The 13,346-nt window shown below is 61.3% G+C and carries 11 protein-coding genes; 8 read left to right on the forward strand and 3 right to left on the reverse strand.

Annotation, left to right across the window (positions count from 1 at the left end; all coding sequences use genetic code 11):
• Positions 1–267: 267 nt before the first annotated feature.
• The 5 genes from ACCD05_RS08380 to ACCD05_RS08400 all read left to right on the forward strand — a co-directional run bounded on the left by ACCD05_RS08380 (position 268) and on the right by ACCD05_RS08400 (position 6,376).
• The gene (locus ACCD05_RS08380; RefSeq protein ID WP_413392105.1) at positions 268–1,710 is read left to right on the forward strand and encodes a TolC family protein; all 1,443 of its coding nucleotides are present in this window, start codon (positions 268–270) and stop codon (positions 1,708–1,710) included.
• A gap of 21 nt (positions 1,711–1,731) precedes the next feature.
• Positions 1,732–2,493 carry an efflux RND transporter periplasmic adaptor subunit gene (locus ACCD05_RS08385; protein WP_112435329.1) on the forward strand — a complete coding sequence of 254 codons (762 nt, stop codon included), beginning with the start codon at positions 1,732–1,734 and terminating at the stop codon, positions 2,491–2,493.
• A gap of 10 nt (positions 2,494–2,503) precedes the next feature.
• Positions 2,504–3,886 (forward strand): efflux RND transporter periplasmic adaptor subunit, encoded by a 1,383-nt coding sequence (locus ACCD05_RS08390; protein WP_112435330.1) that lies wholly within the window; start codon positions 2,504–2,506, stop codon positions 3,884–3,886.
• Complete coding sequence (locus tag ACCD05_RS08395) at positions 3,883–6,012, forward strand: HlyD family efflux transporter periplasmic adaptor subunit (RefSeq protein ID WP_112435331.1); 2,130 nt, start codon at positions 3,883–3,885, stop codon at positions 6,010–6,012. Before ACCD05_RS08390 ends, ACCD05_RS08395 begins: the two co-directional genes overlap by 4 nt.
• A 103-nt stretch (positions 6,013–6,115) precedes the next feature.
• Positions 6,116–6,376, forward strand: coding sequence for a hypothetical protein (locus tag ACCD05_RS08400; RefSeq protein ID WP_112435332.1), 261 nt, complete (start codon positions 6,116–6,118; stop codon positions 6,374–6,376).
• Between the two features lie 33 nt (positions 6,377–6,409).
• Here the strand turns inward: ACCD05_RS08400 and ACCD05_RS08405 are convergent, their stop codons facing one another.
• Positions 6,410–7,330: a GGDEF domain-containing protein gene (locus ACCD05_RS08405; protein ID WP_112435433.1), complete on the reverse strand. Its 921-nt coding sequence runs from the start codon at positions 7,328–7,330 to the stop codon at positions 6,410–6,412.
• A gap of 250 nt (positions 7,331–7,580) precedes the next feature.
• Between ACCD05_RS08405 and ACCD05_RS08410 the strand changes: the two genes are divergently transcribed.
• The gene (locus ACCD05_RS08410) at positions 7,581–8,882 is read left to right on the forward strand and encodes a hemolysin family protein (RefSeq protein ID WP_112435333.1); all 1,302 of its coding nucleotides are present in this window, start codon (positions 7,581–7,583) and stop codon (positions 8,880–8,882) included.
• A gap of 64 nt (positions 8,883–8,946) precedes the next feature.
• Here ACCD05_RS08410 and ACCD05_RS08415 read toward each other — a convergent pair whose 3' ends face one another.
• Positions 8,947–9,345: a hypothetical protein gene (locus ACCD05_RS08415; RefSeq protein ID WP_112435434.1), complete on the reverse strand. Its 399-nt coding sequence runs from the start codon at positions 9,343–9,345 to the stop codon at positions 8,947–8,949.
• Positions 9,346–9,710: 365 nt separating this feature from the next.
• On the opposite strand from ACCD05_RS08415, the gene ACCD05_RS08420 reads away from it, so the two are divergent.
• The gene (locus ACCD05_RS08420) at positions 9,711–11,000 is read left to right on the forward strand and encodes a DUF882 domain-containing protein (protein ID WP_413392106.1); all 1,290 of its coding nucleotides are present in this window, start codon (positions 9,711–9,713) and stop codon (positions 10,998–11,000) included.
• A gap of 31 nt (positions 11,001–11,031) precedes the next feature.
• Here the strand turns inward: ACCD05_RS08420 and ACCD05_RS08425 are convergent, their stop codons facing one another.
• Positions 11,032–11,829, reverse strand: a complete 798-nt coding sequence (locus ACCD05_RS08425; RefSeq protein WP_112435335.1) for a GntR family transcriptional regulator — start codon at positions 11,827–11,829, stop codon at positions 11,032–11,034.
• Between the two features lie 162 nt (positions 11,830–11,991).
• Here ACCD05_RS08425 and ACCD05_RS08430 point away from each other — a divergent pair, with 162 nt between their 5' ends.
• A complete protein-coding gene (locus ACCD05_RS08430; protein WP_112435336.1) occupies positions 11,992–13,248 on the forward strand; it encodes an ABC transporter substrate-binding protein in 1,257 nt (418 codons plus the stop codon).
• Positions 13,249–13,346: the final 98 nt, after the last annotated feature.

Raw genomic sequence — 13,346 nt, forward strand, 5'->3', positions numbered from 1 at the left:
CAGGAGCCCGTCACCGTATCCATCCGACACATCATTTAGCACACATCAATAAAGAATGCCCTGAAAGATTGTGTTTTGTTAAGTGTTGATTAACCATGTTAGCAAAGACTGAACGTACTCAGACGACAGTTTCGTATTGCTAAAGCGCGTTCTGATTGCCGAATTTACGCCCCGCAATTGCATATCCGTAGACACGAGCTACCTGCGGCTTAGTCGTATACGGAACAGGTTCGAGGAATGAATGGAATGAAACTCCCAGTCTTTCTAATGGTTTCCGTCAGTCTGATTGCGACAGGATGCACCGTTACCCCCAAACCGCTGCCCCCAGAAGCGCATGCAAACTTCGGCAAGGAGAGACTTGCCCTTGCCACCGCAAATCAGGAGCCCATCTCCGATAGGGTGGATTTGTACGAAGCCATGGCAAGAGCCCTCAAATACAATCTTGACACGAAGGTAGAGGTTATGCAGGCGGCGCTAAAATTGCGGGAGGCGGATTTGGTGAGCTATTCCGCACTGCCTAAGATTGTAGCCGGCGCAGGGTATGCCGGCCGCAGCGAAGCGGACCCCACCGAGGCCTCTACTCGCGATGATAGTATTGTTACGGCCGACCTAACATCCTCCTGGAACATCCTCGATTTCGGCCTCTCCTATGTGCGCGCTAAGCAGGCGACCGACGAAGTGCTGGTTCAGGACGAGATGAAGCGGCGGATGGTCAACAAGGTCATCGAGGATGTGCGCACGGCCTATTGGCGCGCGGTGAGCTACCAGCGTCTCGTCGGCCGCATGCGCGCGCTGGAAGGCCGCGTCGCCCGCGCGCTCAAGGATACCCGCAATCTTTCGTCCAACGGCGAAACGTCGCCGCTGGTGGCGCTGACCTATGAGCGCGAACTGATCGAGGTCAAGCGCGAGGTGGAGCTGCTGGAAGGCGAACTGCTGGTCGCCAAGACGCAGCTTTCCGCTCTGATGAACGTGAAGCCCGGCACGGAATTCACGCTTGAGGTTCCCAAGCGCCGCGATACGCAGCTGAAAATCAGCTACACCTCGCAGGAAATGTTCAATATCGCCGCGACCAACCGCCCGGAGATGCGCGAAATCTCCTACCGGCTGCGGATCAACGAGCGCGAAGTGGATGCGGCGCTGCTCGACCTGCTGCCCGGAATCAACCTTTACGCTGGCCCGAACTACGATTCCAACGACTATATCGCCACCAACGACTGGGTCTCCTGGGGCGCCAAGGTCAGCTTCAATTTGATGAAGCTCGCGACCCTGCCGGCGGTCAACAAGAAGATCGAGGCCGAAAAGCAGATGCTGGATACGCGCTCGCTTTCTGTCGCGATGGCTGTGATGACGCAGGTCCATATCAGCCGCGCCCGCTATGCCCACCTGAAGCACTCCTATTCGACGGCGGCCGCACTTTCTAACGTCTCGCACCGGATCCTGACCCAGGTGCGCACCGAGACGGACGCGCAGAAGACCAGCGAGCAGATGCTAATCCGCGAGGAGATGAACGCGCTGCTCGCGGATGCGAAGCTCGACATGGCCTATGCCGACCTGCAGAACGCCTATGCGAACATTTATGCATCGCTCGGCATCGATCCGTTCCCGCAAACGCTGCGCACCACCCTACCCGTGAAAGAAATGGCTGGCGAGTTGCGTGACATGTGGCTGGAGCGCGGTGAATTGAAGACAGACCTCGTTGCGGCGAAATAACCGCCGGCATGGGAGACCGTGATGAAGCACATAGCGGCATCCGTTCTGATGATACAGCTCTTGGCAGGTGGCGCAGCTTACGCCGCCGGCAATGATGCGGCGGATGCCACGGCATCGCTGGAAGGGCTGCGCGGCATCGTTCGCGCCGCCGATGAAGCCTCGATATCGAGCGATCTCGGCTTTGCCATCGCCACCCTGCCCTTCAAGGAAGGCGAGAGCTTCAACAAGGGCGATATCCTCGCCACCTTCGAATGCGGGGATATCCAGGCCCAGCTCAAATCCGCCGAGGCGGCGCTGGCGGCCGCGCAGATCGCCGTTGCCAATGACGAGCGGCTGGCACGCTCGAATGCTGCCGGCAAATTCGAGGTCGACATATCGCGCGCCAAGGCAAACCAGGCAGCAGGCGAGGCTGATGCCTATCGCAGCAAGCTTGGGCGCTGCACGATAAGAGCGCCCTTCGACGGCCGGATCGGCGCCATGCCCTCCCACGCGCATGAAACCCCGGAACCGAGCCGCCCGATCATGCACATCGTCGCCAGCAACGACTTGCTTGTCGATGTGCTGGTACCCTCCGTCTGGCTGCGCTGGCTGCGCGAAGGCGAAGCGTTTTCGTTGAGCGTCGACGAGACCGCCAAGACATTGCCGGTCGACATTATCAGCATCGGCGCGACCGTCGATCCGGTCAGCCAGACGGTGAAGGTGACCGGGCGTTTTTCCGGCCAGGCCACCGGCGTCCTGCCGGGCATGAGTGGCCCCACAGTGTTCAAAATCCCGAGTGAGTAGGCATACGCAGATGCAAGGTGTCGAAAAGCCAGCCAGCGATCCCATCAAGCTTCAGCCACCGGCAGCGGCCGCCGCCCAGCACGCCTACGAACTGTTGCTCAGGATCGAAGCCGATGCGCGCCGTGTCGAAAGCGTCGGCGAACTGCGCTTCCTCATCGCCAACGAGACAATGAAGCTCACCAAGGCCAGGCAGATCTTCGTGCTGTCGGTATCCAAGGGTGTCTTCAAGGTCGAGACGGTCTCTTCGATCGGCGCGGTGGACAGAAACGCCCCGCGCATCCGCTTCGTCGAGGGCGTCATCAGGCAGCTGTCGCGCGAGGCAGGGCTCGCGAAGATCAAGGCCTTCACCCTTCCCGCCTATTGTCCGCCCGGCGAGATCGAGCAGGACAGCTATCCCTTCCGCTTCATGGCCTGGGTGCCGTTTCAGTTGCGCGACGGCCACATCTTCGCGGGCATGCTTTTGGCGCGCGAAACGCCATGGCCGGAGGCGGATCTGCTGCTGGCCGAAAGGCTGGCCGAGACCTATTCCCACGCCTGGCGGGCGCTGAGCGGACCAAGACGCCTGAAGCGCAATCTGCCGATCAAGCCGCTGATCGGTACCGTCGCAGTGCTGGCGATCGCCGCGATGTTCATACCCGTACACATGACGGTGCTGGCGCCGAGCGAGGTGGTTCCGGTCGCGCCGGAGATCGTCGCGGCACCGCTCGATGGCGCGATCGAGGAGATCCTCGTCAATCCGAACGCAACCGTCGTCAAGGGACAGCCGCTCTTCAGGCTGGCCGACACCGCCCTTCGAAACGAGCTGCGCGTCGCCGAGCAGGATGTGAAAGTGGCGCAGGCGAAGCTGATGCAGATCAGCCAACGCGCCATCGCCGACCCGGAAGCCCGGCGCGATCTGGCGGTCACCCGAAGCGAATTGAGCGTCGCATCGGCCAAGCGCGACTACGCGGCCGACATGCTGGCGCGCACCAGCGTGAAAGCAGAAACCGACGGCGTGGTCATCTTCACCGACAAGCGCGACTGGATCGGCCGGCCTGTGTCGATCGGCGAGCGCGTGATGGAAGTGGCCGACCCTAAGCGCGTTCAGCTACGCATCGACGTGCCGGTGGCTGATGCCATCGCGGTCGAGAACGGCGCTGCTGTCAGCGCGTTTCTGGATGCCGATCCACTGCACCCGGTCGCGGCGAAAACGCTGTCCTCCTCCTTCGATCCGCAGATGATAGAGGGCAACATTCTGGCCTATCGCATCTATGCCGGATTTGACACGGTGCCGGAGCGCGGCCTGCGTCTCGGCATTCGCGGAACATCGCAGATCTTCGGCGAGAAGGTGCCGCTGGCCTATTATCTGTTCCGGCGGCCGATTGCCGCGATCAGGCAGCGGCTGGGTCTATGAGTGTATCACCCTCGCCCGATCTCAGACTGCCGCCCCTGCGCGAGGATCTGCAGATCGTGCGCGGTGGCACTAGCCTGTCTGGCGAGCCGGTCTGGATCGTGCTCGACCCGGTCCGCAACCGCTTCTTCCGCATCACCTTCGAAATGTTTCAGCTGCTGACGCTCTGGAACTTCGCACGCTCGCTGCGCGGCCTCATCCAGGCCGTGCAGGCGCAGTTCGGACGGCTTCCCGAGCAGGAAGAAATCTATGCCGCGATGCGGATGCTGGAGACAAGCTTTTTCGTGACCGAGCCGGCATCCGCGACATGGCGCGCACTTCATGCCAGCGCGACGCGCCGCCATTCGCTCTTCATGCGGCTGATCCACAATTACCTCTTCTTCCGTATTCCGCTGGTCAGGCCGGATCGCTTCATCCGCAAGACAGCCCCTTACATCACCGGGCTCTTCAGCCCTGCCTTCCATGCTTTCACCATATGCGCCGCCATTCTCGGACTCTATCTGGTGTCCCGGCAATGGGATGCCTTCACCGGCACGTTTCCCTACATCTTCACGCTCGAGGGCATCGTGGTCTCGGTAATCTCGGTCGGCTTCATCAAGTCGATGCACGAGTTGGGCCATGCCTATGTCGCGCACCGCCATGGCTGCCGCGTTCCCACCATGGGTATCGCCTTCATGGTGCTGGTGCCGCTGCTCTATACTGACGTCAGCGATGCATGGCGGCTGAAGTCGCGTTTCGATCGGCTGAAGATCGACACGGCAGGCGTGCTGACCGAGATGCATATCGCCGTCTTCGCGCTGCTTCTCTGGGTGTTTCTGCCCGACGGGCCGTTTCGATCCGCGGCTTTCGTTCTTGCGGCGACCGGCTGGGTGCTGAGCCTGATCGTCAATCTCAATCCCTTCATGCGTTTCGACGGCTACTACATCTTCGCCGATCTCCTTGGTGTCGAGAACCTGCAGCCGCGCGCTTTCCGGCATCTGCGTTGGCGGATTCGGAACCTCCTGTTCAACACCGGCGAGGAACGGCCCGATCGCTTCGGTCCGAAGCTCGACGTGATCGTGACGCTCTATGCGATCGCCACGACGATCTACCGGCTGTTTCTCTATTTCGGCATCGCGCTGCTCGTTTATCACTTCACGATCAAGATCGTGGGCGTGATGCTGTTTGCCGTCGAGATCGGCTTTTTCATCCTTCGGCCGATCCTGTCAGAACTCCGGGAGTGGTGGACCATGCGCCATGACATCATCACGAGCAGACGCAGCTATCTGTCGCTGGCGATCTTCCTTGCCATCGTCGCATTGCTCTCGCTGCCGATCTTCAAGAGCGTGTCGGCCCCGGCGGCGCTCTATCCCAACGAGTTCACGCGGCTTTTCCCGATGGAGCCGGGAAAGATCGAGGCGATAGGGATCAAGCGCGGCGATGTCGTGAAGAAGAACGACGTACTGTTTTCCATCGTCCGCCCCGAGTTGCAGCAGGAGCTTCGCACCACCGAGATCGAGGCGGAGCTGACGCGCTACCGCCTGGCACGCGTGCTGGCCGATCCACAAAACCTCGTCGACCGCGGTATCCTTCAATCGCAACTGGCCGCACTCGAGGCCAAGCGTGACGGGCTTGCGCGCCGGCAGGCATCGCTCATCGTTCGCGCGCCGTTCGATGGCACTGTCATCGACATCGATCCGCAGGTTCATCTCGGCCGCTGGATCAGCCGCAAGGATCAGCTCGCGACCATCGCTGGCGCGTCCGGCATGGCGGCGCGCGGCTTCGTGTCCGGCAGCGACCGGGGGCGCCTCGAAGTCGGCGCCACCGGCCACTTCATCCCCGACGACCTCACGCAGTCCTCGCTGCCCGTGCAACTCACCTCCATCGCCTCGGCGGGCGCCTCCGAGATCGATATTCCGCAGCTGACATCCGAATATCACGGCGAGATCGCGGTCCACCCGCAGAACGCCCATGAACGTCTGCGCCTCAGCCCTGTTTCGGCACAGTATGCGATTGCCGCAGAGGTATCCGGCAAGGCTTTGTCGGAGACCGTCAGAGGCGTGGTTGTATTGAACGGCAAAGGCGAAAGTATTGCCGGCCGTGTCTGGCGTCAGGTTGTAAAAGTTCTGGTCCGCGAGGCCGGCGCCTGACGTTTTCGTAACAACTATGAAACCATAGGCGGCACCGTACCCTTGAATAGCTTACCAAGGATAGTATTTGAGATGATGAGGAATCGACTGAAAGGATGCGAAAATGCGCCTCTTCAAGAGAAGAACAAGTCATCATGGTCTGTGGCAACGCGACAACGCGGGCCGCGCCTTTGCGAGCCACGGACGCTTTCGGCTGACGATCAATGGTGCGGACGAACGCTGGTTCTATCGCGTTACGGATATGCGCGGTGAACTGCCCGCCGTCGACAGCAGCCCGTTTGCGAGCGAGCAAGAAACGCTGAGGGCCGCGCAGGCCGAACTTGAGGAAAACGCCGACCAGCTACCGGCACCGGCAGAATACTAGTGTTTCCGGTAGACGCCACGGCGATAGCGCTTGTCAGCCCGTAGCACCGGTGGCGGTTTTCGCCTTCACCAGATGGCTGTCTGTCTTACCCAGCCAGATCATGGCCAGCCGATCACCGGTCTGCTTGGCCAGATACATGTAGTTATCAGCACGCTTCACGAAGGAAGCCGCGTCGTCCTCCGGCTGCAGGAGAGTGACACCCATCGCGGCACCCAGTTCGACAACCACGCCTTCGACGGCGATCGGCTTGAAGATGCGATCGACCGCATCCTTGAGCGTGAGCTCCACGTCGTTCAGATGCGCGGGATCGACCTCCAGAAGAACGACGAACTCGTCGCCGCCGATGCGCGCGATGAAATCATTGGCGCGGAAGCTGTCGCGGAACCGGCTGGCGATGATCCTCAGCACCTCATCGCCGGCGGCGTGCCCCATGGTGTCGTTCACAGCCTTGAAGCCGTTGAAATCGATGAAGGCCAACGCCAGGAGCTTGTCGGTGTCGTCGCGCCGCTCAAGGTGTTCGGCCAGAACTTCGTCGAAGCAGGCGCGATTGGGCAGGCCCGAGAGCGCATCGGTGCGCGCCGAAGCGCGAAGCGCAAGCTCGATCTCGTGTTGATGGCGCACGCGGGCCGATACGTCGAGAATGACTTCTACATCGAAGGACACACCATCGATGACAGTGCGCTGCGCGGAGATCAGCGTCGGCAGGATCGTCCCGTCGGCATGGCGGATATCCACTTCCTCCAGCACGTACCCGCCGTCTTCGGCGAGCATGCGATGGCGCCGATCGCGTGCCGGGCTGCTGATCGCGGCCCCTTCCGCTATCAACGTTCTACCGCTGATATCCTCCCATTTCAGGCCCGTAAGCCGGAGATAGGCGTCGTTTACCTTGAGGTAGCTGGATGTCTCGGTATCGCTGGTCGACACAGCCATGGCGATCGGTGCGAACTCGAACATTCGCATCAATATCGAAGTCAGGATCTCTGGTGGAAGTATCTCTTCGTCGGCCATACACGTGATCGCAACAAGTATGGCTGGTTGTGTAACAGACGAAAGTTAAGCTCTTCTGACTTAAAATGCTAATTTACCAAACACATGGCGACGATGAATTCTCGGGTTCCGTGCGCGATAAAATCGGAGCCGCCGCTTTGCAACCGGTGTGATTGCACCTATCTTGCGTCATCATCGTCAACGAACAAGGGCTCCTGTGTTTCTCGAAATTGGAATTGTGGTCTTGCTCACCATCCTGAATGGTGTGCTCGCCATGTCGGAATTGGCTGTCGTGTCCTCAAGGGCCGCCCGCCTCAAAGTTCTCGCCGATCACGGAAGCAGAGGAGCCGCACAAGCCATAAAACTTGCCGAAAACCCCGGCAGGTTCCTGTCAACCGTGCAGATCGGCATTACGCTCGTCGGCGTTCTCTCCGGCGCGTTCTCGGGCGCCACGCTCGGTAGCCGCCTGACAGCCTGGCTGCAGCTTCAGGGCATGTCGCCGACCGTGGCCGATGCAGTGGGCGTCGGTACCGTGGTCATCGCCATCACCTACCTGTCGCTGATCGTCGGCGAACTCGTGCCGAAGCAGATCGCGCTGCGTGAGCCGGAAGCAGTGGCCGCAAAGGTTGCGCCCGCCATGGCGGTCTTGTCGAAAATGGCACTGCCGCTCGTCTGGCTGCTTGATGCCTCCGGCAAACTCGTGCTGAAGCTCTTGGGGCAATCCGGCAAGGGCGGCGACAATGTCTCCGATGAGGAGATCAAGACGGTTCTCGCAGAAGCGCAATCCGCAGGCGTGATCGAAAGCGAGGAATCCGCCATGATCTCCGGCGTTATGCGCCTTGCCGACCGCACGGCGCGCGCGCTGATGACGCCGCGTCGCGATGTCGAGATCATCGACGTCGACGACAGCCTGGAGGAGATACGCGCCCAGTTGCACAACACCAAGCGCTCGCGCCTGCCGGTCAGAAAGGGCAGCTCGGACGAAGTGTTGGGCGTGCTCGCGGTCAAGGATTTCTACGACGCGATGTCGGTTCAGGGCACCGCCGACCTGAAGGCGATCACGCAGGACGTGCCGATCGTCTCGGATCTTTCCAATGCCATCAGCGTCATCCAGGCGATCCGGACGTCGCCCGTGCACATGGTGCTTGTCTTCGACGAGTACGGACACTTCGAAGGCGTCATTTCCTCCGGTGACATCATGGAAGCGATCATGGGCGCGCTGCAGGATGGTCCGATCGACGAACAGGCGATCGCGCGCCGCGACGACGGCTCCTATCTGGTCTCTGGCTGGACGCCGATCGACGAGTTCGCGGAATTCATGAGCCTGAAGCTTGGCGACGATCTCGAATACCAGACCGTCGCGGGTCTCGTTCTCGAAGAGCTGAAACACCTTCCGGTGCTGGGAGAAAGCTTTACCAAGGACGGCTGGCGCTTCGAAGTCATCGACCTCGACGGGCGACGGATCGACAAGATCCTGGTGAGTTCGCTGGACACGCGCCAGACGGCCGACGTCGAGTAGTCGGGTTGGAAGACATGTCGCGAGCGGTATCCATACAGGATATCCGCTCGCGGCGTAATGCCTATCAGCGTTTCATGTCAGGGCAGATATACGGCACCTTGGCGACGCTGTAGCGGTGCTCGACCGTATCCTTTCCGGCTTTCACGCTCAGTGTCAGCTGGCTCGGCGAAACCGATTTCACCTTCGCGGTGATTTTGGCGCCATCCTCGTCCCAGGTAACGGTATCGTGAGAAGTGCGGCTCCATTTGCGTAGCGCATAGGTTTCCCAGCAGGAATCCATCAGCAGACTGCCATCTGCCATGAACACCATCATCACGCCGGGAAGACCGGATTGCGACTTGGTCTCGATCCACGCGCGACCGACAAGCGGGTCGGCGGGCGGCGTCTCAGCCGCCGCAATCGGCGCGACCATCGTTGCCATGGTTCCCGCCGCAATTGCCAACATCTTGTATAGATTATTCAATTCACGCTCCTCCATTCTGGAATCATATCCCAAGAGATAAGGATCGAAGCGACAGGATTGTGGCCGCCGCACGCTTTTCTTGCAGTCACGTCGCTTTGCAGAAGGCGCGACAAACGGCCACCCGGCTGCGCGCGCCTTCCCCACCTTCCGCGCCGCGCCCGATCCGCCGAACGCCCAAGCAATGAGTCCACGCGTGGCCCAACTGTGCCGATAATTCATTCCTCATAAACGATACGTTAGGGAACTGTTGACCATAATCGACTGCACAGCGACCTCGCCGATCGCAAGAATCCGGCTCTCGCACCCCATCAACAATGACGGAAGTCGTGTTCGTGTACCATGCAGTCTTTTCCGTTCCCGTGACCATGCTGACCCTGGCTGTGTCGCTAGCCGCGCACCGGATGGTGATGATCGCCCTGGTCATATTCGCGGCCATGGCCGGCGCCGCGCAGGCAGCCGCCGACGACCGCGCGCTCAAGCTCTATTTCACCCACACGGGAGAGCGGGCCACCATCGTCTTCAAGCGCAACGGCAAGTTCGATCCGAAGGGCCTGGCGCAGATCAACCGCTTCCTGCGCGACTGGCGCCGCAACGAGCCGACCAAGATGGATCCGCGCCTGCTCGATCTGGTGTGGGAAGTCTATCAGCGCAGCGGTGCCAAGGAGCCCATCCACGTCGTCTCCGCCTATCGCTCGCCCGCCACGAACAACATGCTGCGCACCCGCTCGCGCACCACAGGCGTCGCCAAGAAGAGCCAGCACATGCTGGGTAAGGCGATGGACTTCTACATTCCCGGCGTGAAGCTCGCCACGCTGCGCGCGCTCGCCATGCAGATGCAGGTGGGCGGCGTCGGCTATTATCCGACGTCCGGCTCGCCCTTCGTGCATCTCGATGTCGGCAATGTTCGCGCCTGGCCGCGCATGTCACGTCAGGAGCTGGCACGGATCTTCCCAAGCGGCCGCACGCTGCATCTGCCGGCCGATGGCCGTGCCTTGCCGGGCTATGAGCTGGCGCTTGCCGACCAGAAGAAGCGCAACCGCCCTGTCGCAATCGAGACCATCCGTACGCCTGAAAGCGATGACGACGAAGGCGGTCCGGCACCCTCCCGCGCTCTCGTGACGGCGATGCTGCCGGTGCCGCAGACCCGCGCCGAACGCGGTCTCGAACTTCAACTTGCACGGCCGACGCCGCGCGCCGACAATACCGATAGCAAGGTTCCCGACCTCGCCGCCCTCACCGTGCCACTGCCGACCTTCCGGCCGGCGCTGGATGAAACCGTCACGGCAAGCGTTCCACCGCCAGCTACGCCCGTCCTGCTCGCCACCGCCGTCACCGGCAAGGGATCGGCTGGCCAGCTGCTCTTTGCCCTTCACGCAGGCGGCTCGCTTGCCGGCGGCGCGGCGAAGCGGCCCGACATGACCGCGGTCGCTCCGCGGGAGCCGCAGATCGTATCGGCAGGCGTTGGCGCCATGTCCGGCAAGGCGCTGGTTGCCTGGGCCTTGCAGCCACCGGGAATGAAGATCGAGATGACCGCACCGCGGCCATCAGGCATGCGCCTGACGACGCTCGAAGATGTCGGTCCTGCGATCGACAGCGATGCCGACGAATTCGCAGAAGACGAGTTCGACGAGGACCGGTTCGCCCTCGACGGCTAGGACGAGCCTTCGGCGGTCCCGCCACCAATCATCAGTATTGCGTGAAATCGCCGGTTTCCGATTGCAGCAGCGTCAGCGGATAGCGGGCCGGATGGTGCACGAGCGCCGTCATGTTGACCGGGCGATTGCGGTCGTCGAAAGCGATCTGATCGACCGTCAGGACTGCTGCCGGCGGCGCCAGCTGCAGCAGGCGCGCCTCGTCCTCGCCCGCCAGACGGGCGCTCAGCGTCGTCTGGCCACGTTTCGGAAATATGCCGTAGCGCTGGCGCAGTTCTTCATAGAGCGAGCGGTTGGCGATGCCCCAATCGAGATCGAGCAGCCCCGGCACGCGCCCGGCCGGGATCCAGTCGGTCTGGATCACCGCCGGAATATTGTCGAGCAAACGCAGGCGCGATAGCACCACGACCTCCGCGCCGGGAGCGAGAAAGAGCGGCCTGCTGACTTCGAGCGGCGCGCGGACGAGGCTTGCCTCGATCAGCTGGTGGCCCGGCGCACGACCATTGGCCAGCGCGATGCTGGTGAAACTCTTCAATACCTGCAGCTCGAAGCCGCCACCGCGTTCCGTGACATAGAGCCCCTTGCCGGGCTGGCTATGAACAACGCCCTGCTGGATGAGTTCGCGCACTGCGTGGCGAATGGTGATCCGGCTCACATCATAGAGATCGACGAGCTCGCGCTCGGAGGGCAGCTTGCCGCGCAACGGGAGACGGCCATCGCTGATCGCCGCAAGCAGCGCCTCGTACACCTGCTTGTGCAGCGGCCGGGGGTCGTCGCGATCGATGACGCCGCGTGTTGCGATCAATGTGTCCTCGGTTTCGAGCGTCTTCAAATTCGATTTCCCTGGGCCATAGCCGCCTCTGCCAATGTCATCTTCAACGCAATTCTCTCGAAAGTCCATATTGACATAACTGGTCATAACCAGTCCTATTATCGCAGGGAGCCAGAAGAGCTTCGAAAATGCCGTGCATTATCACAATCAAGGGAACCCACCATGCTTAAGAAGAGCCTTGCCGCACTCGCGTTCTCCGCCGCCCTTTGGAGCGGAACGGCCCACGCTGAGACGATTTCCGTATTTTGCGCGCCGACGGAATTCGAGCTGTGCACCAATGTCGCCAATGCCTGGAAGGAGAAGACGGGCAATGAAGCGAAGATCAACAAGATGCCGGCGCTCTTGGACGACGCCATCCCGATCTATCAGCAGCTGATTGCCGCAAAGTCGACCGATATCGACGTCCTCTTCCTGGATGTCATCTGGCTCGGCATGTTCAAGAACGGCCTTCTCGACCTGAAGACCGTGATCCCACAGGCCGATCAGGACAAGCACTTCGCCTCGACGCTCAACGCCGCCAAGCTCGACGGCAATCTTGTCGCGATGCCCGCCTACATGGACGTCGGACTGATGTTCTACCGCAAGGATCTGCTCGAGAAATACGGCAAGCAGCCGCCGAAGACCTGGGACGAACTGGCCGCGACCGCCAAGGAAATCCAGGACAAGGAGCGCGCTGACGGCAAGGGCGACATGTGGGGTTACGCCTGGCAGGCCAAGAGCTACGAAGGCCTGACCTGCGACGCGATCGAGCTCGTTGCATCGAACGGCGGCGGCACGATCATCTCCGATGACGGCAAGGTCACGATCGACAATCCGAAGGCCGCCGAAGCGATCGAAAAGGCCAAGGGTTGGATCGGCTCGATCAGCCCCGAGGGTACGCTGAACTATGACGAGGAAGCCTCGCGCGCCGTCTTTGAATCCGGCAATGCCGTGTTCCACCGCAACTGGCCTTACGTATGGGGCACGTCGCACAAGGAAGGCAGCGCCGTTGTCGACAAGGTCGGCGTCATGCCGCTGCCCGTCGGCATGGAAGGCCAGAAATCGAGCGGATGCCTCGGCCCGATGTATTACGGCGTCTCGAAATACAGCGCCAAGCCTGACGTCGCGGCCGATTTCGTGAACTTCATCACCGGCCCCGACATGCAGAAGAAGCGCGCGCTGCAGGATGCGGTCAACCCATCGATCCCGGCGCTCTACACCGACCCGGACGTGCTGGCCAAGATCCCCTTCCTCAAGGACAACCAGCAGGCCTTCGCCGATAGCGCGGTCCGTCCTTCGGGCTATACCGGCACCAGCTACAACCGCGTGTCGCAAGCCTTCTATCGCTCCGTCCATGACATGCTGTCCGGCGGTGGCGATATCAAGTCTGGCCTGACCTCGCTCGCCGGGCGACTGGAAAAGCTCAAGGAAAGCCGTTGAGCCTCGACTGAACGCACGAGGGCAGGCGGTCAATCGGTCTGCCCTCGTCTCGCGCATCGCAAATCGCCGCCATCAGGGGGCGAGCCTTTTATCGTGAT

Source organism: Rhizobium sp. Rhizsp42, from assembly GCF_047304155.1.
Taxonomy (GTDB): Bacteria; Pseudomonadota; Alphaproteobacteria; order Rhizobiales; family Rhizobiaceae; genus Rhizobium.